At 47.4% G+C, this 23,554-nt stretch carries 23 protein-coding genes; 11 read left to right on the forward strand and 12 right to left on the reverse strand.

All coding sequences use genetic code 11. The features are described 5' to 3' along the window. Nucleotides 1-45: 45 nt before the first annotated feature. The 5 genes from QMA41_RS24650 to QMA41_RS24670 all read right to left on the reverse strand — a co-directional run bounded on the left by QMA41_RS24650 (nt 46) and on the right by QMA41_RS24670 (nt 2,779). Entirely contained in the window at nt 46-501 is a 456-nt protein-coding gene (locus QMA41_RS24650) for a DoxX family protein (RefSeq protein ID WP_021458614.1), read from the reverse strand. A gap of 17 nt (nt 502-518) precedes the next feature. Further along, nucleotides 519-1,280 carry a DNA-binding domain-containing protein gene (locus tag QMA41_RS24655; RefSeq protein ID WP_038514389.1) on the reverse strand — a complete coding sequence of 254 codons (762 nt, stop codon included), beginning with the start codon at nt 1,278-1,280 and terminating at the stop codon, nt 519-521. Beyond that, nucleotides 1,277-2,137 carry a DUF692 domain-containing protein gene (locus tag QMA41_RS24660; protein ID WP_038514392.1) on the reverse strand — a complete coding sequence of 287 codons (861 nt, stop codon included), beginning with the start codon at nt 2,135-2,137 and terminating at the stop codon, nt 1,277-1,279. Before QMA41_RS24660 ends, QMA41_RS24655 begins: the two co-directional genes overlap by 4 nt. Nucleotides 2,138-2,208: 71 nt before the next feature. Beyond that, on the reverse strand, nt 2,209-2,469 hold the full coding sequence (locus QMA41_RS24665) for a DUF2282 domain-containing protein (protein WP_006957632.1): 261 nt from the start codon (nt 2,467-2,469) through the stop codon (nt 2,209-2,211). Nucleotides 2,470-2,641: 172 nt separating this feature from the next. Beyond that, on the reverse strand, nt 2,642-2,779 hold the full coding sequence (locus QMA41_RS24670; protein ID WP_171346512.1) for a hypothetical protein: 138 nt from the start codon (nt 2,777-2,779) through the stop codon (nt 2,642-2,644). Here QMA41_RS24670 and uvrD point away from each other — a divergent pair. Together uvrD and QMA41_RS24680 are read left to right on the forward strand one after the other, a co-directional pair. Further along, nucleotides 2,778-4,952 carry a DNA helicase II gene (gene uvrD / locus QMA41_RS24675; protein ID WP_029236297.1) on the forward strand — a complete coding sequence of 725 codons (2,175 nt, stop codon included), beginning with the start codon at nt 2,778-2,780 and terminating at the stop codon, nt 4,950-4,952. The genes QMA41_RS24670 and uvrD overlap by 2 nt on opposite strands. Nucleotides 4,953-5,046: 94 nt before the next feature. Continuing rightward, on the forward strand, nt 5,047-5,502 hold the full coding sequence (locus tag QMA41_RS24680) for a GAF domain-containing protein (RefSeq protein WP_281630827.1): 456 nt from the start codon (nt 5,047-5,049) through the stop codon (nt 5,500-5,502). A gap of 46 nt (nt 5,503-5,548) precedes the next feature. Here the strand turns inward: QMA41_RS24680 and tpx are convergent, their stop codons facing one another. From tpx to rarD, 5 genes are all read right to left on the reverse strand, one after another. Further along, nucleotides 5,549-6,046, reverse strand: a complete 498-nt coding sequence (gene tpx / locus QMA41_RS24685; protein ID WP_281630828.1) for a thiol peroxidase — start codon at nt 6,044-6,046, stop codon at nt 5,549-5,551. Nucleotides 6,047-6,799: 753 nt separating this feature from the next. Beyond that, nucleotides 6,800-8,548 carry a gamma-glutamyltransferase gene (gene ggt / locus QMA41_RS24690; protein WP_281630829.1) on the reverse strand — a complete coding sequence of 583 codons (1,749 nt, stop codon included), beginning with the start codon at nt 8,546-8,548 and terminating at the stop codon, nt 6,800-6,802. 95 nt (nt 8,549-8,643) lie between these two features. Beyond that, a complete protein-coding gene (locus QMA41_RS24695; protein ID WP_045987460.1) occupies nt 8,644-9,312 on the reverse strand; it encodes a LysE family translocator in 669 nt (222 codons plus the stop codon). Nucleotides 9,313-9,375: 63 nt separating this feature from the next. After that, entirely contained in the window at nt 9,376-10,176 is an 801-nt protein-coding gene (locus QMA41_RS24700; RefSeq protein ID WP_095665800.1) for an AraC family transcriptional regulator, read from the reverse strand. 71 nt (nt 10,177-10,247) lie between these two features. Continuing rightward, nucleotides 10,248-11,162, reverse strand: a complete 915-nt coding sequence (gene rarD / locus QMA41_RS24705; RefSeq protein ID WP_281630830.1) for an EamA family transporter RarD — start codon at nt 11,160-11,162, stop codon at nt 10,248-10,250. Nucleotides 11,163-11,317: 155 nt separating this feature from the next. Here rarD and recQ point away from each other — a divergent pair, with 155 nt between their 5' ends. The 3 genes from recQ (at nt 11,318) to QMA41_RS24720 (ending at nt 14,384) form a co-directional block, all read left to right on the forward strand. Continuing rightward, nucleotides 11,318-13,153 carry an ATP-dependent DNA helicase RecQ gene (gene recQ, locus QMA41_RS24710; RefSeq protein ID WP_277684591.1) on the forward strand — a complete coding sequence of 612 codons (1,836 nt, stop codon included), beginning with the start codon at nt 11,318-11,320 and terminating at the stop codon, nt 13,151-13,153. Further along, nucleotides 13,146-13,466: a DUF3630 family protein gene (locus QMA41_RS24715; RefSeq protein ID WP_006957641.1), complete on the forward strand. Its 321-nt coding sequence runs from the start codon at nt 13,146-13,148 to the stop codon at nt 13,464-13,466. Before recQ ends, QMA41_RS24715 begins: the two co-directional genes overlap by 8 nt. A 249-nt stretch (nt 13,467-13,715) precedes the next feature. Next, a complete protein-coding gene (locus QMA41_RS24720) occupies nt 13,716-14,384 on the forward strand; it encodes a 7-cyano-7-deazaguanine/7-aminomethyl-7-deazaguanine transporter (RefSeq protein ID WP_043006646.1) in 669 nt (222 codons plus the stop codon). 68 nt (nt 14,385-14,452) lie between these two features. On the opposite strand, the gene gppA is transcribed toward QMA41_RS24720, so the two are convergent. Both gppA and rhlB read right to left on the reverse strand, forming a co-directional pair. Further along, on the reverse strand, nt 14,453-15,943 hold the full coding sequence (gene gppA / locus QMA41_RS24725; protein ID WP_281630831.1) for a guanosine-5'-triphosphate,3'-diphosphate diphosphatase: 1,491 nt from the start codon (nt 15,941-15,943) through the stop codon (nt 14,453-14,455). Between the two features lie 7 nt (nt 15,944-15,950). Further along, on the reverse strand, nt 15,951-17,252 hold the full coding sequence (gene rhlB, locus QMA41_RS24730) for an ATP-dependent RNA helicase RhlB (RefSeq protein ID WP_281630832.1): 1,302 nt from the start codon (nt 17,250-17,252) through the stop codon (nt 15,951-15,953). Nucleotides 17,253-17,364: 112 nt separating this feature from the next. Here rhlB and trxA point away from each other — a divergent pair, with 112 nt between their 5' ends. The 6 genes from trxA to fre all read left to right on the forward strand — a co-directional run bounded on the left by trxA (nt 17,365) and on the right by fre (nt 23,185). Then, a complete protein-coding gene (gene trxA / locus QMA41_RS24735; protein WP_006957645.1) occupies nt 17,365-17,691 on the forward strand; it encodes a thioredoxin TrxA in 327 nt (108 codons plus the stop codon). Nucleotides 17,692-17,894: 203 nt separating this feature from the next. Further along, entirely contained in the window at nt 17,895-19,154 is a 1,260-nt protein-coding gene (gene rho / locus QMA41_RS24740; RefSeq protein ID WP_004745495.1) for a transcription termination factor Rho, read from the forward strand. A 103-nt stretch (nt 19,155-19,257) separates the two neighbouring features. Beyond that, entirely contained in the window at nt 19,258-20,253 is a 996-nt protein-coding gene (locus tag QMA41_RS24745) for a hypothetical protein (protein ID WP_281630833.1), read from the forward strand. An 81-nt stretch (nt 20,254-20,334) separates the two neighbouring features. After that, nucleotides 20,335-22,191, forward strand: a complete 1,857-nt coding sequence (gene ubiD / locus QMA41_RS24750) for a 4-hydroxy-3-polyprenylbenzoate decarboxylase (protein WP_281630834.1) — start codon at nt 20,335-20,337, stop codon at nt 22,189-22,191. Further along, nucleotides 22,188-22,457, forward strand: a complete 270-nt coding sequence (locus QMA41_RS24755; protein WP_021458071.1) for a 2Fe-2S iron-sulfur cluster-binding protein — start codon at nt 22,188-22,190, stop codon at nt 22,455-22,457. Before ubiD ends, QMA41_RS24755 begins: the two co-directional genes overlap by 4 nt. Before the next feature lie 14 nt (nt 22,458-22,471). After that, complete coding sequence (gene fre / locus QMA41_RS24760) at nt 22,472-23,185, forward strand: NAD(P)H-flavin reductase (RefSeq protein ID WP_019277585.1); 714 nt, start codon at nt 22,472-22,474, stop codon at nt 23,183-23,185. Nucleotides 23,186-23,554 lie beyond the last annotated feature (369 nt).

A 23,554-nucleotide genomic window follows, 5' to 3' on the forward strand; every position in this document is an offset into this window, starting at 1 on the left:
AAACTAAAAACGCCCTCCAATTAGGAGGGCGTTTTCGTATGGGTTTTAGCCTTGTAACTTACTCTTAATCAACTTATCCAGAGAAACTAAGCCCGGTCCCCAGACTACGACGTTGAGAATCATCAAGCCCCATAGCTGATGGTCGTAGAAGCCTTTCTCCCATAGCAGCGGGTAGGAAACGACGGCAATGATATTGAATACGAACAAGATGGCCGCCATTGGACGGGTCAACAGGCCGAATGCTAAGAACGCAGGCAGAATAAGCTCGGCAGCGGTACCCATGTAAGCTGCCAGCTCCCAAGGCAAAATCGGCACCTGATATTCGTACTCAAATAGGTACAGAGTACTGTCCCAAGAAGCAATTTTAGTCAGGCCAGAATTGAAAAAGACCCAGGCAACCCAGAGTCGACAAAACAGTAGCAGCAGTGGCACAAAGACGCATTGGGCTTTGTCGACTAAGGCGTCGTAGCTCTCGATCATGTTTTTTATTGCGTTAGACATAGTAACAATCCTTATTCTTATTGGGCGAGAGAAAACCCAGAAATTAACTGGTTCTCCAGTAGTACTCCCAGACAAGGCAGGTGCGTTTCAGGGATTTCCCCTAGCGTGCAACCTGAGCTGAGATACTGAAGCAGTTCAAAAGGCAGCTGATCGAGCGACATAGTCCAACATTGACCGTCGGGTTGACTGATGATCACGCCATATTCGGCCTGATTGAGCGTCAGCTGTTCGAAATCATTATTCTCAATGGCCAGACGCAGCGAGTACACCGCGTAGGGCGAATGAAAAGGCAAAGTGCCGGGCGAAAGATGAAAATGGATGTAAGGCTGCTGCTGTTCTGCGACTTCCGCCAAGCGAGCAATTGGTAGAATAGCCTCTGGTGTTTTGACACCCCCTTGAAGCTGTTGAGAGACATCGATCTGCCATTCAAAACGTGCCACATCCGCCGCATAAGGTGCCGCTTCAACCACAGCAGGGAAAGCTTCTATGGTGGTCGCGAAATGTTCACCATAGTAAGTCACGTCACCAGAGTAAAGAGGGTGGTCGAGAACATGCTGACGAGCCAGTTGCTCAAAGCACTCTTCACCCACCAGTGCCAGTACCATAGGGTAAGTGGCCTGAAGTACTTCGCTTAAGCTGATGATGAAATTGTTGCGGTAAATCTGCATTCGCTCGTCGGCACTGAAAGTATCAGAGCAGATATCACAGGCATCACCCGTTGCTTGATAGTGTAGGGCACTGGCGAAGTTTTTTTGCAGCTCTGCTAGAGATTGAGTCATGACGCCTTTCTCCCCTGCAGAGCGTCAAACTGAATTAGCCTCTCACTGGCTTTATGACATTCTGCCAGTAACACGTCAGGCTGGGGAATATCCAGATCCCATTCAATCAGCGTATGGCGAGGGCCTTGAGTCGCCAGCCATTGTTCGTATAGTGTCCACACTTCATCAGAAACAGGCTGACTGTGGGTATCAATCCAGATTTCACCTTTTTCCAACTGCTTAATCGTAAAGCCTGCCAAATGAATTTCATCGACTTTATCGGCGGGAATCGCGTTGATGTAGGTCTGGCTATCGAAACCGTGGTTAAAGGCGGAAACGTGAATATTATTGAGATCGAGCAGCAGTCGGCAGTCGGTGCGTTTCTGTACCTCAGTCAGAAACTCCCATTCGACAATCGTAGAGTGAGCAAACTTCACATAGCTCGATGGGTTTTCTATCAGCATTGGGCGCTGAATATAATCCTGAACTTCGATGACATTGCGGCAAAACACCTCCAAAGCTTCTTCTGTATAAGGCAGTGGCAGAAGATCATTGAAATAGTGGCCGCCATTTTCGCTCCAACTGAGATGATCGGAGACCAAAAATGGGTTGACCTCATCAATGAGCGATTTGAGTTGTTTAAGGTGATTGGGATTGACTCTTTCAACGCTGCCCAGTGATAAACCAATGCCGTGACAGCTGATCTGGTAGTCATCCATCAGTTTGCGCAGGCTTTGTCTAGCTGGTGAGTAGGGCTGAAAGTAGTTTTCACTGTGGATCTCCAGCCAAGATAAGGCGGGCTTATTGTCAGTGAAATAATCGATATGAGGAGAGCGCAGTCCTACACCCACCTGGTCGTGGTAGTTGTCCTTATTCACGAACTCTTCCTATGCGAGTAAAACAAAAATAAAGGCGACCGGGTTGAGCCTAGGTCGCCTTATCCAATCTATTAAGAAGACTGAGTGCTACCGCCAGCTAGCTTGCCACATAGTCCTTTAGGAACGACTACGAAGGCATCTTTCTGGTTATCTTCTTTTGCAGTACCTGCACAAGAACTGGTTTTGGTTGCACAATCATTTTTACCTGCTTTTGAAACGCCGTAGCATTTCTCTTTCTCTGCAGCAACAGCAGGTGCTGCAGTGAGCATTGTGCCACCTAGAGCTAGTAGACCAGTAACAGCAGCAGTAACAGCAAGATTAGACTTTTTCATAGTAATTTCCTCAGACTTTTCCTTTCTTAGTGAATACCCAAGTAATCTCCGTCAAAACGGTTCTTTAGAGGTCACTTGGGTATTTTTCACAAGCTAATTCATCAACTTGCTTAATTAAAAGGATAGAAAAAGCGCAAATAAACTTTCAGAAAAATTATAAAAAAACGCCTTGTTATTGGTTTTGTTTATTTAAGGCTATGTTTTTTAAAGAAAATGCAACATAAAAAATTTGTGTTTTTTCTTCTGAAATAGGCAGGGTGTTTAGGTTATAATCGATTTTCATGTATAGATAACCAGTAGCTGAACTCATAATGGATCCTTCATTACTTCTTGACGGCCTTAACGATAAGCAGCGTGAAGCCGTTGCCGCTCCACTTGAAAATTTACTTGTCCTAGCGGGCGCGGGGAGTGGTAAAACCCGGGTGCTGGTGCACCGTATCGCGTGGCTGATGTCGGTGGAGCAGGCGTCTCCTTTTTCCATTATGTCGGTGACGTTTACCAATAAAGCCGCAGCAGAAATGCGAGGCCGTATTGAAGAGCTGATGATGGGCAGTGCTTCTGGGATGTGGAACGGCACCTTCCACGGTATCTGTCATCGTATTCTGCGCGCGCATTACCTTGATGCTAAGTTGCCGGAAGATTTTCAGATCATCGATACGGATGACCAGCAAAGACTGCTGCGTCGTCTCATCAAAGCGCAAAATCTGGATGAGAAGCAGTGGCCAGCACGTCAGGTAAGCTGGTGGATCAACGGCAAGAAAGACGAAGGTCTGCGTCCAAATCATATTGATGCTTACCACGATCCTGTGACCAAAACCTATCTGCAGCTCTATACGGCTTATCAGGAAGCGTGTGACCGAGCTGGTTTGGTCGATTTTGCCGAAATTCTTCTGCGTGCTCATGAGTTGTTGCGTGATAACAAATTTGTCCGCGAGCACTATCAGGCACGCTTTAAACATATCTTGGTCGATGAGTTCCAAGATACCAACAACATTCAGTACGCCTGGCTGCGAATGATGGCTGGTCCAGAATCACACGTGATGATTGTTGGAGACGATGACCAGTCTATATATGGCTGGCGCGGTGCTAAGATTGAAAACATTGAGAAGTTCACCCGCGAATTCCCAAGTGTAAATACCATTCGTCTGGAGCAAAACTACCGCTCGACCAAAACCATCCTTGAAGCGTCCAACACTCTGATTGCCAATAACACCGAGCGTATGGGTAAAGAGTTATGGACTGATGGCGTCGAAGGTGAGCCTATCTCGGTTTACTCTGCTTACAACGAGTTGGATGAAGCCCGCTTCGCGGTCAACAAGATTAAGGAATGGCAGGAAAAAGGTGGTGCACTGAATGATGCCGCCATGCTTTATCGTAACAACGCCCAGTCTCGTGTACTGGAAGAAGCGTTAATTCAGGCTGGCCTGCCATATCGTATCTACGGTGGTATGCGATTCTTCGAGCGTCAGGAAATCAAAGATGCGCTGAGTTATCTAAGATTGATGGCAAACCGCAATGACGACGCGGCGTTTGAGCGTGTGGTTAATACACCAACACGTGGGCTCGGAGACAAAACCTTAGAGACGATTCGTTTTGCAGCGCGGGATCGTGGTTGCACCATGTGGCAAGCGAGTGTTGCTTTGCTGGATGAGCAAGTTCTGGCTGGTCGAGCGGCGGGGGCGTTAAGCCGTTTCGTTGAGCTGGTCAGCGCGTTGGAAGATGATACCTGTGAAATGTCTCTGCATGAGCAGACGGACCACGTGATCAAATACTCCGGCTTGTTCGCTATGTACGAGCAGGAAAAAGGCGAAAAATCCAAAGCACGTATTGAGAACTTGGAAGAGCTGGTAACGGCAACGCGCCAGTTCGAAAAACCAGAAGAAGCGGAAGAGATGACCTTGCTTACGGCGTTCCTGACTCACGCTGCGCTTGAGGCGGGTGAAGGGCAGGCTGATGAGTTCGAAGATGCGGTGCAACTGATGACCTTGCACAGTGCAAAAGGCCTGGAGTTCCCACTGGTGTTTATGGTCGGGGTCGAAGAGGGAATGTTCCCTAGTCAGATGTCTGCTGAAGAAGCGGGGCGATTGGAAGAGGAACGTCGACTTTGCTATGTGGGGATGACGCGGGCGATGGAGAAACTCTACATCACTTATGCTGAGATGCGTCGCTTGTACGGTCAGGACAAGTATCATAAACCGTCGCGATTTATTCGTGAATTGCCAGAAGGCTGCTTAGATGAAGTGCGTATGAAAGCGCAGGTCAGTCGCCCGGCAAGCTCGGGGCGTTTCAGTCAGACTGTGGTCAAAGAGAGTTTCAATGAAACTGGCTTTAGCCTAGGTGCAAGGGTGATGCATCCAAAATTTGGTGAAGGGACGATCATCAATTTTGAAGGCAGTGGCCCACAGAGCCGAGTTCAGGTCGCATTCAATGGTGAAGGCATCAAATGGTTGGTGACGGCTTACGCTAAGTTGGAAAAGCTCTAATTTTATCTTGCTCACACTCTGACGGTTAAATTTTGCTCTTATGTCGAGCTTGTTTAAATAATAGGCAGGCAACGTCTGATAAGAGGAAATTGCTATGTCGTTCAAACAGTTGGCGAACCACCAACAAGATCTAACTGCTGAACTTAATGCCATTGCTCAGCAGTTTGGTCTTCACTCTCTATTGATCATGGAATCGACACCAGGAACCATGATTGTTTTTGCTGCTAACCAACAACCCATTTATCACGCCGGAGATGCAGGGCCTAAGAGTGTCCAGCCTGGCTGTCATGAGCTCTACTGCGAGCGGGTTGTGGATACCCAATCCCCTTTACTTGTCGCAGATGCGGTGGCAGATGAAGAGTGGCGAGGCAACGAAGATCTGGTGAAGTTTGGTTTAGGTGTCTATTACGGATTGCCTATCATGCATCGCGGTGAAGCGATTGGTACCGTGTGTGCACTGAATGACAAAGCGTTCGATTTTGCTGTGGGAGAGCCTAGTGCTATTGAGCGCTTAAATCTGCTTAAGAGTAAAATTGAGCAGTTGTTATAGAATGAAAAAGAGCGGTGATGAGCCGCTCTTTTGGATCTTGAGGGACTTAGATAGCAGCAAGTGCTGACTGGTAATCCGGTTCTTCAGTGATTTCGCTGACAAGCTGTGAATGAGTGATCAAGCCTTCTTCATTTAGGCAAACAACCGCTCGTGCTGTTAGGCCTGCCAATGGGCCTTCTGAAATAGCGACACCGTAGTCTTGAGCGAACTGTGGTGAACGGAACGTTGAGGCATGCTGAACCCCTTCAATACCTTCAATCTCGCAGAAGCGACCCGCGGCAAATGGCAAGTCTGCTGAGATACAAACTACCACTGTATTGTCTTTTCCTACTGCCTGCTCATTAAAGTGACGAACGCTCTGAGCACATACTGGCGTATCTATACTTGGGAAAATATTCAGGATGACTTTTTTGCCTTTCAGCGACGATAGCGTCAGCTCAGACAAATCGCCGGCTGTCAGAGCGAAGTCTGCTGCCTGAGTACCTTTTTGTGGAAATTCGCCTGATACCGGAACTGGGTTGCCCTGAAATGTTACCTTGTTCATTTTTTCTTCCTTATTGATAGTGTTTATCGTGATTGAACTTACATCACGACGTTAACCTAGCACGTGGTTGGTGGGGAACAAAAAAAATGTCAAAAGTTAGATGCGAGTATATCTTGATGAATTTTTAGAGACGCAGATAAAGAAAAACCCCGAGGGCTTGCGCCCATCGGGGTTATAGTCTTACTCGCAGCAATCCGGCTACTAGAAGTGCTCCATGCATCAAATCCTTGATAGTATGCTGATGTCCTTCAGCTTAGTCCATTCATCGCCATCCTAGCGGTGTCCTTGACCCTATCCTGGTCTGCTAACAATCCTCGTTAGCTCACTTCGCTTGTTCCTTGAGCGGTGTCCTTTTCATCATCCTGATGATAAGTCCTTTCCTCGTCCAGAGGTGTCCATTTCCCATCCTTAGTAGCAACCATCCTAGTTACTATTGAGTCCGTTCAATGTCCTATTCGCTATCCTTGCCGATTGTTCATCCTGAGCAACCGTATCTTCTTCCTGAAGATTACCAAATCCGTGGTAATTCCTGTTCCGTGTCAGCATCCTTCCGACAGGTTTAATATTACGTTTTTGACGGTTTTCAGCAATAGCACAGATTTTGACTTATTGAATAAAAGTTTGGTTAAAATTAGAACGTCTTCTTTTATTACAATGACATACGCGTCGTAAGTTGTAATCTTCTCACTAAAAAAGCTATTTTTGCTCACCAGCCTGTAAGAGATCTCGCACAAGCTGGTGAGCAGATCGACGCTATTGGCCGATAGCGGCACCTTCGCGTCTTGGGTCTGCGGCGCCTTCTAATTCATTATTTTTGAATAGAATTGCGTGTAAGCCAGAATTCAAGTCACGAATATTCACTTCGAAGCCCATTTTTTCCAGCTCCGATTTGAACTTTTCTGCACCTGTACCTTGCTCAATATCTAATGTACCGAAGCGATTTAGCAGGTGTGGCTGGTTGATGGCTTGTTGAATATCCATATCCCATTGCGTGTGAGCAATGATCGCTTGGGCAACATAACCGATGATGCGGCTGCCACCCGGAGAACCGATCGCCATGTAAGGTTTGTCGTCTTGCATGATGATGGTCGGTGCCATTGAGGAGCGAGGGCGTTTGCCCGGCTCTAAGCGGTTGGCGATAGGGTAGCCATCTTTGTGGGTACGGAACGAGAAGTCGGTCAGCTCGTTGTTGAGCAGGAACCCATTGGTCATCAAGCGTGAACCAAACGCGTTCTCAATCGTGGTGGTGATCGACACCACGTTGCCCTCTTTATCAACCACATTGAAATGGCTGGTGGATGGCAATTCGATGGATTCATCACGGCTTTGGCGCTGAGCGTAGTCCCAAGGTGGTGTGCCCGCCGGTGCTGACTCCAGTGCTTTCCCTGGCGTGATCAGTTTCGCGCGCTGCTTAAGGTAGTCTGAATTGATCAAACTTTGAGTTGGCATAGGGACAAAATCTTCATCGGCCATGTACATGCCGCGATCCGCAAAGGCTAAGCGTGAAGCATCGGCGATAACTTGCCAGGATTTGGCGTTTTCAGGACCCCAGTTTTTGAGATCAAATTGCTCTGTCATCGCCAGAATCTGACCCACGGTAAGGGCGCCAGAACTTGGTGGACCCATTCCGCAGATGTCGTAACTTTGATACGCGGAACAGACAGGTTGACGCTGTTTGATTTGGTAAGCATCGAAATCGGCTTGCGCTAGTACGCCCGGGTTGCCAGCGGCTGACTGAACGGTGTTGATAATATCGCTAGCAATCTTGCCTTGATAAAAGGCATCCGCACCACCTTTGGCGATGGCTTCGAGTGTCGCCGCGTATTCAGGGTTCTTAAGTAATGTGCCTTGCTGTTTGGCAGAGCCATCACTATTAAAGAAGTAGGCTTTTGTGGCAGGGAAACGCGACAGGCGCTCTGCATCTTTCTCAATTAAGGTTGCTAAACGAGGGCTAATGGTAAAACCGTTCTTAGCGACTTCGACCACAGGCTCAATGAGCTTTTTCCATTCAAGCTTGCCGTATTTCTGATGAGTATCCCACATCAGTTTTACGGTACCTGGCGTACCGACAGAACGGCCACCTACGACGGCATCGTAAAACTGCATCGGTTCGCCCTTCTCATCTTGGAAAAGGCGAGGGGTTGCGGCTAGAGGCGCAGTTTCACGGCCATCATAAGTCGTTAACTGCTGCTTTTTGGCATCCCAGTAAACCAGGAACGCGCCGCCACCAATCCCCGAGGATTGCGGTTCAACCAGACCCAGCATGAGCTGAGTGGTGACCATAGCATCGATAGCGTTACCGCCTTGCTTGAGGATATCAGCGCCCGCTTGTGTCGCGAGCGGGTTGGCGGCGGTGACCATCCAGTCTTTGGCCTTAACCAGTTGCTTTTGTTCTAAGCCACTACTGTGTTCTGGGGCAACTGAATCGGCAGCCTGATTCGCGGCAGCACCAACGGACGTTAATAATAGGCACGTCGTTAGGAAAGTACGTTTCCACTGCATCTTGTTCTCCTTGTTATTTATGCAGCGACAAGAGTGACAGTGGAGTAACTTTGAGTCTAAGGATTTGTTATGAAAATGTAATCTCGAATCAAATTTTAGACACTTGAGAGCAGGGCGGACAGGGATTGCCACAAAATGCTTAGGCCGATAAGTGTGAATAGGACGCCACAAAGGCTATCGATATATACGGCCAGAGAATGAATTTTTCTCTGCATACGTTGAGTTGATAAGGCCCAAGCAAGAAATGAGAACCATAGCAAAGAGAGCCCCCAAAGAATGACCAATGCCATTCCTTTACCGCTCAGTGACATGCTGGCTGGCACTAAGCTCGACATCAGGCTGACAAAGAATACCAACGCCTTTGGGTTGAGGATGTTAGTGGCGAAGCCGCGCGAAAAAGCCTGACGCTTGTTGCTCAGTAATAAGCTGGTTTGAGCGGGTGGCTCGTCGTTTTGTTTGTTATTACGTAGTGTTGACCAACTGGCCTTGAGTGCGCTGTAACCCAGATAGAACAAATAACTACCACCGGCGAGTTGCAGCACCGCGAATAAAGTCGGCTGCTGGTGAACAAGGTAGCTGACGCCCGTTAGGCTCAGTACAGAGTGAAGCAGAATGCCAAACGACAAGCCAAGCGCAATGTATAAGCCCGTCTGGCGACCGTAACGTGTTGCGTTTTGTACCACTAGCGCAAAATCCGGCCCAGGGCTCATTAAAGCGATAAAGTGGACAGTGGCTAACGTGGCAAGAATGGTCAGTTCGTTCATGGTAATACTCTTTGATAATTGATGACCGGATTGTGCCCTGTTCCAAAGCATAATAATTGTAAATTATTGGCACTGAACCTTAGAAGGGGGAACACCATAAGTGGCTTTAAACGCTTTGCTGAAATGGGCTTGGTCGTAGAAACCAATCTGGTGCGCCACTTCGGTACCGCAGACACCGCTTTTGAGCAGTTTAAACCCCTGCTCTAAGCGCAGGCGGCTCAGCCAGGCGTAAGGTGTCAGACCAACTTTGGCTTTGAAATGGCGCTGAAATTGCGTTGGGCTGAGGTCACACAGCTGGGAGAGTTGTTCAAGTCTGACCGGCTGCGCCAGATTCTCCATCAGATAGTCTTTTAACGTTGAGACTGACTGATTACCTAGCGGGACGATAGGCTTTTGCTCCAAAGCACCATAATGAGTGAAAAGCTGTTCAAAGCCTTCGTAAGGTAGGCAGTCTTTCGCCAGCTGACTGAGTTGGTTATCGGCTAACGCACTGTGCAGATGAGCGAGAGGATTGAAGATGCGCGAATCGGAGACAATCAACTGATTGAATTGGATCTGAGCCTTGCTTTGCTTCAACTCTGCTAATTCACTGAACCACTCCGGCTCGACGGAGAACACACGCACTTGATAGCCGCTGTCGAGCATAGAGCGCCCGTCATGCAGTTCATCCGGTGGCATGATGACGATTTGCCCGGCGCCAACATTGTGGCTCTGACCTTGATAATGGAATTTTTGCTGGCCGTGTGTGATCAACCCGATATGAAAATCAAGATGATAGTGGCGCTGAAAGGCAAACTTCTGATAGTTGGCTTCAATCAGGCTAATCTCTTTATTCTGTGTCGTGTGATAGTTGACCTGGTCCATAAAACAAAAAAGCTTGGTGAAATTTTCACCAAGCTTATATCGACTGTGTCACATTGTCTTGTAAAAAACGATCACTTTGCCGTTGCCGCTTTACGTGATTGCTTGCTGGTTTTAAGACCGTCGAAGCTAAAGACCACTAGCGCGCCCCAGATAAAGGCAAAGGTGATGGCCTTGTCTGTGGTAAAGGCCTCGCCGTACACCAGTACCGCCAGCAAGAACATCAGGCTTGGGCCAATGTACTGGAAAAAGCCCAGAGTTGAGAGCTTAAGGCGTGTAGCAGCTCCAGTGAAACATAGCAAAGGCAAAGTGGTGATGACGCCTGCGGAGATCAGCAGCAGATTCAGGTTCATTGGGTTAGCTGCAAAGTCGGAAGTCGGAGAATCGGCAATCCACAATAAATACACTGCTGCGGCAGGTAGCATTACCAGTGTTTCTATGAATAGGCCCGTTTGAGCATCTAGGCTGACTTTCTTACGTAATAGTCCGTAAAAACCAAATGTCAGTGCAAGCGCAATGGCGACGGTAGGCACAGAACCAAAAGCGATCAGCTGCACCATCACACCGCAAGCTGCAAGTGCCACAGCAAACCACTGCAATTTACGTAGCCGCTCACCTAAGAACAACATACCGAGCAACACATTAATCAGAGGGTTGATGTAGTAACCGAGACTGGCATCCAGCATGTGATTGGCATTTACCGCCCAGATAAAAATCAGCCAGTTCACTCCCACGAGTAGTGAGGTAGAAACCAGGAACAGCATTTTGGTTTTGGAGCGAATCACATCTCGTACACCACGCCAGCGACGACCTACATGCAGCAATACCGCTAATAGAACAAAAGACCACATCACTCGATGGCTGAGGATTTCAAACGGTGAAACCTCACTGATGGCTTTAAAATAGATCGGTGCAATGCCCCACATAGTGTAGGCACCTATGGCGAGAAGGACGCCTTGCCGTGCTCTTTGCTGTTCTTCTGGTGTCATTGACGTTTACTCAAAGGATGGATTTTTGCAAAAGGAAGCATCCAGTATACGAATGAGTCAGTTAATCACCTAGCAATTTGCGGTTTTATTCACATCCGATCACTACTACAATGTGCCCTTTGCATTTCCCCACTCTTTGCTCAATCGAGATATCAATGACCGCGACACTGCTTGCCGAACAATCTGATCCTTCACCGACTCCACAAAGCGTACTGGAGGATGTGTTTGGTTATCAGTCGTTTCGAGATGGTCAGCAAGAAGTCATTGAAGCAGCCGTAAACGGTCAGGATAGTTTGGTCATCATGCCGACTGGTGGCGGTAAATCACTCTGCTATCAGGTTCCGGCCTTAGTTCGTGGCGGTTTAACACTGGTGATTTCTCCTCTGATATCACTGATGAAAGATCAGGTCGATCAGCTTAAAGCAAATGGTGTTGCGGCAGAGTGTGTCAACTCTTCCATGCCACGCGATGAGTTGATTTCGGTCTATAACCGGATGCAGTCAGGCCAGTTGAAGCTAGTATATGTGTCACCTGAGCGCGTGCTGATGCGTGATTTTATCGAGCGTCTTGAAAGCCTGTCGCTGTCCATGATCGCTGTTGACGAAGCACACTGTATTTCTCAGTGGGGACATGATTTCAGACCTGAATACGCGTCGCTCGGCCAGATCAAACAGCACTTTCCTCATGTACCTTTTATGGCGCTGACGGCAACGGCCGATGATGCAACGCGTAATGACATCATGCATCGGCTGCAATTGAACGAGCCGCATATCCACTTAAGCAGTTTCGATCGCCCGAACATCCGTTACACCTTAGTTGAGAAACACAAACCAATTTCTCAGGTGATCCGTTTTCTCGACACGCAGAAAGGCAACTGCGGCATCATCTATTGTGGTAGCCGTAAGAAAGTTGAAATGGTGACGGAAAAACTGTGCAACAACCATATTCGTGCTGCCAGTTACCATGCAGGCTTAGATGCAGACGAGCGCGCTTATGTGCAAGAAGCGTTTCAGCGTGATGATATCCAAATTGTGGTCGCCACTGTGGCGTTTGGTATGGGGATCAACAAACCTAACGTGCGCTTTGTGGTTCACTTTGATATTCCGCGCAACATTGAATCCTACTATCAGGAAACTGGTCGTGCAGGTCGGGATGGCTTACCTGCGGAAGCGATGATGCTGTATGACCCAGCAGACATCAGTTGGCTAAGGCGGATGTTGGATGAAAAAGACGATGGGCCACAAAAGCAGGTTGAAGCGCATAAGCTCAATGCGATGAGTGCTTTTGCTGAAGCGCAGACGTGTCGTCGTCAGGTGCTGTTGAATTATTTTGGTGAGTATCGTGAGCAGCCTTGTGGCAACTGCGACATCTGTTTGGATCCGCCCAAGCATTTTGATGCCACTGAACAGGCACGTAAAGCGTTGTCTTGTGTCTACCGAGTTAATCAGAGCTTTGGTATGGGGTATGTGGTTGAAGTCCTGCGTGGAATGCAGAATATCCGCATCCGTGAAAATGGCCACGACAAGCTCACTACCTATGGTATCGGGCGTGAAAACAGCCACGACTACTGGGTGAGTATTTTCCGTCAGTTGATCCATAAAGGGATGCTGTTCCAGAACATTACTCGCAACTCGACCTTACAGCTTACCGAAGAAGCGCGCCCTCTATTGCGTGGAGATACTGCTCTTGAATTAGCCGTGCCTCGTCTGGACACCGCTGCGAGAGCCGCTAAGTCCGATAAACTCACCAGTAAAAACTACGACAAAAAGTTGTTTGCCAAGTTGCGTAAGTTACGCAAAGCGATTGCCGATGAAGATGGCTTACCACCGTACGTGGTGTTCAGTGATGCCACCTTGATTGATATGGCGGAAATTTTGCCAACCTCTTATGGTGAAATGCTAGCGGTCAATGGAGTAGGGCAACGTAAGTTAGAGAAATACGCGGATCCATTCTTAGATTTAATTCAGGAGCACATTACTCATCATGGTTGATTCAGTGCAGCAAACGGAATTTGGTTTACTTGAGTATCAAGCGCAAGAAGGGCGTATCATTATTCGAGCTCCGCGTTTTGATTTTGATAGTTTTCCTCAACTGGCCGATAAGCTGATAAAACTCCTCTCTGCGTCTGTGATTGAAAAGCAATGGGACGCCGACATTCATTCGTGGTTGATTGATTTTGAGGGGTGTCAGCTGTTTCTCAAGTCCGAACATTACAGTGAAAGCATCTGGTTAGAAGCGTTAGCCATCGAAGACAGCAAAGAAGAGCTAGACTACCTTGCGGGCTTGTTCCAACGCGGTTTTTAACTAAGTCAACGATTGCATAAAGTCTAGTTGTTGCGACTCATGTTGGTTAATGTATAATCGCCCGCCGCGGTATTTATCATATTTGAAGTTTCACTTGTTTAGATGGCTTGAGCCTCTGTTATTGGGACTTTGACTGTGCTGAATATCGAATCTAAATTCATTTAACATTATTGGTAAGAGTCTTTCCGTGGCTTGGAAGAGATTCGCTTTGGGTTCCCTCACCCCCAAACCAAACTAAAAAGGTATCGCATGAGTAACTTTACCCCTGCGCAGCAGCGCAAAGCCCTTTTCTTGTTAGTTCTGTTCCACCTGATCATTATTGCATCGAGTAATTATCTGGTTCAGCTTCCATTTACTATCTTTGGTTTTCACACCACGTGGGGCGCCTTCACTTTTCCGTTTATCTTTTTGGCGACCGACCTGACAGTACGAATTTTTGGTGCTCAGCTTGCGCGTAAGATCATTTTCTTGGTGATGTTACCGGCGCTGGCAGTATCCTATGGCTTATCAGTATTGTTCTTTGAAGGACAATTTCAGGGCTTCGCCCATTTAGGTGAGTTTAATCTGTTTGTTGCGCGTATTGCGATTGCGAGCTTTATGGCGTACTTGCTAGGGCAAATCCTAGATGTGCATGTATTTAATCGCTTGCGCCAGATGAAGCAGTGGTGGATTGCCCCAACGTGTTCTACTTTGTTTGGTAACGCGCTGGATACTATCGCTTTCTTTGCCATTGCATTCTACCAAAGCCCAGATCCATTTATGGCTGAGCACTGGACAGAAATCGCGCTGGTGGATTATGGATTCAAATTGGTGATCAGCTTAGGTCTGTTTGTGCCTATGTACGGCGTACTGCTGAATTACTTGGTTAAGAAGCTCACTGCCGTTAATCCTGACTTTAAAGTGATTGGCGCCAAGTAAGGTTCGCTCCTTGAAAACAAAAAAAAGCCCGACAAGTTATCTTGTCGGGCTTTTTATTTGTTCTTTAGTTAGCTGGCAATGATGCTCAAAGGCCAGCCAATGTCACTTTGACGGTTGGCTTCAATTTCTAACTCCGCCGCAGTTAGGGGGTTAGCTTTCAGCCATTGGTCAGCAACCGTCAGCGTGAGCTTATCGCCTTGTGATTGAAGCGCGATGTTCGGCTCCAAATCCGGATTGCGTCGATGAGTTAGCAAAACCGCGAGACGTAGCAAACGTAATACGCGTTTGGCGCTGTTACCTGACAGCGCATGTTGCTCTGGCAGAGAAGTCAGTTGTTCGCGATAACGACGTGATACTTCACCAAGGAAGTGCTTTTGTGCTCGTGTATAACCCGGTAAATCAAGGTTTTGTAGCAGGTAGGCACTGTGCTCGCCGCCTTTCTTGAAATCAATTGTCAGACCGATTTCATGCAGCTTCGCCGCTGTCTCTAGCAATACGCTGCCCTGAGCTTCTGTAATCCACTCGGCTTCACATTGCTCAAGCAATTTACTGGCTAAGGTTGCTACTTGTTGACCGTAAGCGGTATCAATCTGGTAGCGGGTTTGAACGCTGGCAATTGTGCGAGCACGAATGTCGTCTTGCTTGAGTTCATCGACCATTTCATATACTAGGCCTTCGCGCAGTGCGCCGCCTGCCAGTGTCATCGAATCAATTTCAAGCAGTTCAAAGATAGCGATTAGAATCGAAAGGCCGCTTGGGAAGACCAATGCGCGTTCCAGTGTTAGCCCTTCAATCTCTAGCTCTTCCAAATGATCCGCCAGCATAGCTTGTTTTTGCAGACGTTTGAGTTTGGCGTGAGTAATGACTTCGTCCATACCTTGCGCCAGCATAATTTCCTGCAAAGCCTGAACCGTACCAGAAGCACCGACACACACGTCCCAACCAATTTGAGTGTATTGCTCAAGGATAGGTCTCAGCGTATCTTTAGCGGCTTCTATTGCATTGTTAAAGTTGGTTACGGTGAGCTGACGGTCTTTAAAGTGACGCTCTAGCCAAGTAACACAACCCATTTTCAGGCTGGTCAGCGCTTTGGCTTCAAAACCTTCACCAATAATAAGCTCGGTACTGGCACCGCCAATATCGACCACCAAACGGCGACCGCTGCCGCCAGATGTATGGGCAACCCCTTTATAGATAGTAGCTGCTTCTTCTTCGCCACAGATGACTTCAATCTTGTGACCAAGAATCTGGTTCGCTTTCTCAAGAAAGATACCCACGTTGGTGGCAGTGCGCAGTGTTGCGGTGCCCACAATGCGGATATTTTGCGTTGGGATATCTTGAAGTCGCTCTGCAAATAGACTCAAGCAGTCCCATCCGCGTTGCATGGCTTCCTGGCTTAAAGCGTTGTTGTCGTCTAACCCTGCGGCAAGACGAACCTTACGTTTAATTTTTGCCATAGTCTGAACGCTGCCATCAATGTGACGCACAACGAGCATGTGAAAACTGTTCGACCCGAGGTCGATGGCAGCGTAGAGCGGGGAAGAAACTGCTTGGCTCATAGACGACTTAAGAATCCTTTTGGTGACGTTGACGAGAGCGGTTGTTGTTACGACGGTTGCCTGAGCGTGAGCCACCAGTATTGGTGCGACGTTGTTGCGGACGGTTAGAACGCATACGTAGCGGTGCTGGTAGATCTTCGATCAGTGCACTTGGGTCGTAATCTGAAACAGGAATGGTGTGCTCAATGTACTCTTCAATTGGCGGTAGGTTGATGGCGTAGTCTTCACAAGCAAAGCTGATGGAATGGCCACTTGCGCCTGCACGACCTGTACGACCGATGCGGTGTACGTAATCTTCGCAATCGTCAGGTAGGTCGAAGTTAAACACGTGAGTCACTTGAGGGATGTGAAGCCCACGAGCTGCTACGTCTGTTGCCACTAGCAGGTCAACCTCACCTTTAGTGAACTGCTCTAAGATGCGTTCGCGCTTCTTCTGCGGTACATCGCCAGTCAATAGGCCTACACGGTGACCATCAGCCGCTAGGTGACCCCATACGGATTCACACTTGTGTTTGGTATTGGCAAAGATGATCGCACGCTCTGGCCACTCTTCTTCGATAAGAGTCTGTAGTAGAGACATTTTGTGTTCGTTAGACGGGTAAAACAGCTCTTCCTGAATGCGGTGACCTGTTTTGACTTCTGGCTCCACCACAACGTGTTCTGGGTTGTGCATATGTTCGAAAGCCAGCTCTTGAACACGGTATGACAGAGTCGCAGAGAACAACATGTTCAAGCGCTCTTTTGGTTCTGGCATACGACGGAATAGGAAACGAATGTCTTTGATGAAACCAAGATCGAACATGCGATCCGCTTCATCAAGCACAACAGCCTGAATATTGTTCAGGTTGAAGACACGCTGCTTGTAAAAGTCGATGATGCGACCTGTGGTACCGATCAGCACGTCCACACCTTGCTCTAACTTAGCAAGTTGCTTGTCGTAGCTCTCGCCACCGTAAGCTAACGCAGCTTTAATGCCGGTTTCTGCAACCAGAGGTTCAGCATCATTGTAAATCTGAATGGCCAGCTCACGGGTCGGTGCCATGATAATCGCACGTGGTTGAGTCGGTTTGCGACCTTCGTGCTCTGGAGTGTTCAGCAGATGGTTAAAAGTAGCAGTCAAGAAAGCTAGGGTTTTTCCTGTCCCTGTTTGAGCCTGACCTGCAATGTCTTGGCCGGTGAGCAGTACCGGCAACGCCAAGGCTTGAATTGGGGTACAAAACTCGAACCCTTTTTTCTCCAAACCTTCAATAACTTGGGGGTGTAAACCCAAATCGGCGAACTTTTGCTCTGTGATATGCGTCTTTTTCATGGCTATAGAATATCAGCTTAAGCTTGCAATACGAAAGTAAATACATTCCAATAGGGCATCTAAATACTGGTTATCATCCAACCAGTTCCGAAAAAACACATTGGAGTGGAAGATGAGTGATAAGATTTTGCAGCTAACTGATGACGGTTTTGAAGCCGACGTACTAAACGCTGCAGGCCCGGTTCTTGTTGATTTTTGGGCAGAATGGTGTGGTCCTTGTAAGATGATTGCTCCTATCCTGGACGAAATCGCCGAAGAGTACGAAGGCAAACTCACTATCGGTAAACTGAATATCGACCAAAATGCAGGTACTCCACCTAAATTTGGTATTCGTGGTATCCCAACGTTACTACTTTTCAAAGATGGTGGCGTGGCAGCAACCAAAGTAGGCGCGCTGTCTAAGACTCAACTAAAAGAGTTTTTGGACGCTAACCTATAATTGAGTTGTTCTGATAAGACCGTGCATTCACTTCAATGCACGGTTTTGTTTTTGAAGCCTAACAAAATCTAGACTAGGCTAGTATTTAGTGCTAATTTATCGCACGTTAAATAAACAAGTTTCTCTTCTTGGTCGATCCTGTGACCAAAATTCATCTTAACTAAATAACAGATCCTATTTTGACTAAAAAAGTATCCACCACAATGAATCTAACAGAACTGAAGAACAGACCTGTGTCTGATCTTGTCAAACTTGGCGAAAGCTTAGGCCTTGAAAACCTGGCGCGTCTAAGAAAGCAAGACATTATCTTCGCCATCCTTAAAGCACACGCGAAAAGTGGTGAAGATATTTTTGGCGACGGGGTTCTGGAAATACTTCAAGACGGCTTTGGCTTCTTGCGCAGTGCAGACAGTTCTTACTTGGCAGGCCCAGATGACATCTATGTCTCTCCAAGTCAGATCCGTCGTTTCAACCTACGTACGGGTGATTCCATTGCAGGTAAGATTCGTCCACCGAAAGATGGCGAACGTTACTTTGCTCTGTTAAAAGTCAATACAGTTAATGATGACAAGCCAGACAACGCGCGTAACAAGATTCTATTTGAAAACTTGACGCCACTGCACGCAAACGAGCGTATGGTGATGGAGCGTGGTAACGGTTCGACTGAAGATATTACTGCACGTGTTCTTGACTTGGCTTCACCAATTGGTAAAGGTCAGCGTGGTCTGATTGTTGCTCCGCCAAAAGCGGGTAAAACAATGCTGCTGCAGAACATTGCTCAAAGCATTGCTTACAACCACCCAGAGTGCGAGCTAATGGTACTTCTTATCGACGAACGTCCAGAAGAAGTAACCGAGATGCAGCGCCTAGTTAAAGGTGAAGTGGTTGCGTCAACGTTTGATGAGCCAGCGTCTCGCCACGTACAAGTTGCTGAGATGGTTATTGAGAAAGCAAAACGTCTTGTTGAACACAAGAAAGACGTGGTTATCCTGCTTGACTCTATCACTCGTCTGGCACGTGCATACAACACAGTTGTTCCTTCATCAGGTAAAGTTCTGACTGGTGGTGTGGATGCAAACGCACTACATCGCCCTAAGCGCTTCTTCGGTGCGGCACGTAACGTAGAAGAAGGCGGTAGCCTGACGATTCTAGCAACAGCTCTAGTTGATACTGGTTCTAAGATGGACGAAGTTATCTACGAAGAGTTTAAAGGTACAGGTAACATGGAAATCCACCTGAACCGTAAGATCGCTGAGAAACGTGTTTTCCCTGCCATCGACTTCAACCGCTCGGGCACTCGTCGTGAAGAACTTCTGACTAAGAATGAAGAGCTTCAGAAGATGTGGATTCTGCGTAAGATTGTTCATCCAATGGGTGAGATCGATGCGATGGAGTTCCTTATCGATAAGCTAGCGATGACCAAGACCAACGATGAGTTCTTTGACGCCATGCGTCGCCAGTAAGAATTTGTGACTCCAAACGCCATCGACTTTGTCGGTGGCGTTTTTGTTTGCATTCTCATTTGATTGGCCTCACAATGAGCGAGAATGTTAAGAGGAGGTTAACATGCAACAAGGAATGTTGTCGTCGGTTCTCCTATGCACATCTTTATTGATTGGAGCACCAACGGTTGCTGCGAAGGAAATGCAGCCCGAAAAAGCTGAGCTGTTACTTCAGGATCAACAGATTCATCTGAAAGTCGCAGAACTGCTCCAATATGCTGTCGAAGATAATATCGACTCACTCAATTTCGCTCTCGAAAGACTGTCGCTTCCTCAACAAGAAGTGGCGCGTTTCCTACTGCTCAAAAAGATTGAAGATCAAAACGTCATCTTGACGCCAAAAATGGCTTTGTTCGTCGAGCACCAAAAAGCTATGGTTCCAACCTATCAGGTGTTGGAAAGAGGTGATGGCTACGAGTTTTCCATTCCTGCCTTTAACTATCCTGCCATCGCCAGTCGTTTACTGAAACATTGGCAGCAAGATCAGTCGACACTTGAGTTTGTGTTGAGCGCAGAACGCGGCGAGTTGGAGCTAAAGCAGTGGTTATCGGGTAGTGATTACCAAATCCAAGCGCGTGAAGCGTTACTGATTCGTGAGTTAGACAGTTTATCGCCAGAAGCGGTACAAGGTTTAGTGGTTCAACTTACTGGAGAGGCTGTGACCAGTTGGCTGCCATCTTCACAGGTGATGGTGCGTCTAGCACAAGTGAGTGAAAACCCTGATGTATACAAACTGCTTTGGCTGATGCGTGCCGATTTTCAAAGCCAATCCGAGCTTAGCCGTTTGGCAAAAGTAGGCGATAAATTCTCTGTGAATCAGATCATGCTCGCTTCTCATAACCCGAGTCTTAAAGAACAAGCCATTAAAGAGCTCACTCGTATCAAACCCATGACGGATGAGGTCAAAGCGTTTTTGATCGACCGAATGGCAATTCGTGATGAAGCTTCAATGGTAGCGACAGAGCTAGCGAATCAGGGCTACACCTCATGGCTAGAAGAGTTAGCTAGCCATAATCAAAAAGTACGCAGCAGCGCGATTTTGAACGTGTTATCACAATAAAAATAACCTTATAGAAAAGAGGGATCGGAAGATCCCTCTTTTTGTTATACTGCTTGGACTTTAATCAGTCACAGAAGACCTATGAGTTTTAAGGATTTACGCGACTTTATCGCTCACCTTGAGCAGGAAGGGAAGCTTAAACGCATTTCCGAGCCTGTCGATCCACATTATGAAATGACAGAGATTAGCGACCGTACTTTACGTGCAGGTGGCCCGGCATTGTTGTTTGAAAACCCCATTGGCTACGATGTGCCTGTGCTGACCAACTTGTTTGGCACTCCTGAGCGGGTAGCGATAGGTATGGGTCGTGAAGACGTCAAAGATCTGCGTGAAGTGGGCAAATTGTTGGCTTATCTCAAAGAGCCCGAACCACCACGTGGCTTTAAAGATGCGTTAGAGAAACTTCCTGTTTTTAGACAAGTCTTGAACATGCCTGCCAAAAGGCTACGTAAAGCTGCGTGTCAGGAGATTGTCTGGCAAGGTGACGAAGTTGATCTCGACAAAATCCCTGTGATGAGTTGTTGGCAAGATGATGTTGCGCCTCTGCTTACGTGGGGGCTGACTGTGACTCGAGGGCCACATAAAAAGCGCCAGAATCTTGGAATTTACCGCCAACAGAAAATTAGTAAGAACAAAATCATCATGCGCTGGCTGGCACACCGTGGTGGTGCCCTGGATCTGCGTGACTGGATGGAAACCAACCCGGGAGAGCCTTTCCCTGTTTCAGTCGCATTTGGTGCTGACCCAGCCACTATTTTAGGTGCAGTAACACCAGTGCCTGATACCTTATCCGAGTATGCGTTTGCGGGTTTGCTTCGCGGCAGCAAAACTGAAGTGGTTAAATCTGTAAGTAATAACCTTGAAGTGCCTGCCAGTGCAGAGATCGTGCTTGAGGGTTACATCGACCCGAATGAGTATGCGGACGAAGGGCCCTACGGTGACCACACTGGTTATTACAACGAAAAAGAAAAACACCACGTTTTTACCATTACGCATATCACCATGCGTAAGGACCCGATATATCACAGCACTTACACAGGACGTCCGCCAGATGAACCTGCTGTATTGGGTGTAGCGTTAAACGAAGTGTTTGTTCCGATCCTGCAAAAGCAGTTTCCCGAAATAGAAGATTTCTATTTGCCACCAGAAGGGTGTTCGTACCGCATGGCGGTAGTGACAATGAAAAAGCAATACCCAGGGCATGCTAAGCGAGTCATGATGGGGGTATGGTCTTTCCTTCGCCAGTTCATGTATACCAAGTTCGTTGTAGTGTGCGATGAAGGTGTTAATGCGCGCAGTTGGGATGATGTCGTGAAGGCCATGTGTGAGCATATGGAACCTGTTCGCGATACCTTAATGATTGACAACACGCCTATTGATTCTCTCGATTTCGCCTCACCAGTAGTGGGACTTGGCTCTAAGATGGGCTTGGATGCAACGATTAAATGGGATGCCGAAAAGGCTTCTGACCCAGAGTTAACATCCGCAAGCCAAGCAGCGATTACGGATGAGCAGTTACAACAACTTCGTCAGGCATTCCCGGAAATTGTTGATATTGCTTTACCAGAATCTGCTGGCGCCGATCGCTTCATGGTGGTCTCGATGAAGAAAACACACGCTATGCAATCGAAAGCGGTGCTTAATGGTGTGTGGGAGTTTCTCAAGCAGTATACGGATGCCAAGTTTGTTATTCTCTGCGATGATGACGTCGATGTGCACGATTGGAATGACATTATTTGGGCGATCACCACCAGAATGGATCCTAATCGTGACACCTTACAAATAGAAGCAAAAGAAGGTCGCAGTTCTAAGTTAGGTTTGGATGCGACCAACAAGTTTGAGGGAGAAGTCCAGCGAGAGTGGGGCATCCCAATCAAGAAAGATTCTCAGTTAGTTGCGCAGGTCGATGCAAAATGGAGTAAGCTGGGAATATTATGAGCCATTTGGTGACCTTGCAGCCGCAGAATATACAATTCGATGTGCAGGAAGGGGAAACGGTATTGGAAGCTGCTCTCAACAATAACATCAGCTTCCCAAACCGTTGCCAAGTGGGAGCGTGCGCAGCGTGTCTGTGTCGGAAAATAGAAGGTCGAGTCACTTACCAGCTTGAGCCAATGCTCACAGAGAAAGAGCAGCAACAAGGCTGGGTGTTTGCTTGTCAGGCCTTCGCAGAAAGTAATTTGGTACTTACTTTTGAGGAGTAAGTAAGAGGAATAACATGACCATCCAATGTAAAGTAAAGTCTATTGAGCCGTTAGCTTGTAATACCCATCGAATTCTGTTGCATCCAGAGACGCCAGTCAGCTTCAAAGCTGGTCAGTATCTAATGGTTGTGATGGGAGAAAAAGATAAACGTCCATTCTCTATTGCAAGCAGCCCTTGCCGTCATGAAGGCGAGCTAGAGCTTCACATTGGTGCAGCAGAGCATAACGCGTATGCTCTTGAAGTTGTCGAAGCGATGCAAAACGCATTGGAAAATGATGGTGACATCAGTATTGATGCGCCTCATGGCGATGCCTGGGTTAAAGAAGAGAGTGAACGTCCTCTACTTTTGATTGCTGGTGGTACAGGATTTAGTTACGTGCGTTCGATACTGGATCACTGCGTAGCTCAAAATAAAACCAATGAGATCCACCTTTACTGGGGTGGCCGAGATGAACGCCAGCTATATGCTAAGGATGAACTGGATGGTATCGCAGCACAGTTCAGCAACGTGCATTTTATTCCAGTAGTAGAAGAAGCGACTTCTGACTGGCAAGGCAAAGTTGGAAACGTGCTTCAAGCTGTTAGTGACGATTTTGATTCTCTTGCAGAATATGACATCTACATTGCTGGACGTTTTGAAATGGCGGGTGCGGCTCGTGAACAATTTACCCAGAACAAAGGTGCAAACAGCGACCGTATGTTTGCTGACGCGTACGCATTCATTTAAAACTGAATGAAATAGATAGATAAAAGAGGGCTTTTTGCCCTCTTTTTTGTTGTTTTGAACACATTTTCAACGAACGATGAGTTTTTTCAATTTTTTTTGAAAAAGGGCTTGCGCAATCAGAAGGACTCCCTATAATGCGCTTCCACTGACACGGCAGACGCCACAAGGCTTCAGCAGTGTTAGAGAGGTGAAAAGCTTCTGAGAAAATAAGTTTGAAAAAGTGTTTGACTCTTCAAATTATCTCGCTAGAATGCACCTCCGCTTTGAGAGAAAGTTTCTTGAAAAGCACAGCTCTTTAACAATATAAACCTATCAATCTGTGTGGGCACTCGTTGATGATAATCCAATTAGATACTTCGGTATCAAATT

It is taken from the genome of Vibrio sp. St2 (assembly GCF_947311885.1).
In the GTDB taxonomy this organism is placed as follows: domain Bacteria; phylum Pseudomonadota; class Gammaproteobacteria; order Enterobacterales; family Vibrionaceae; genus Vibrio; species Vibrio coralliilyticus.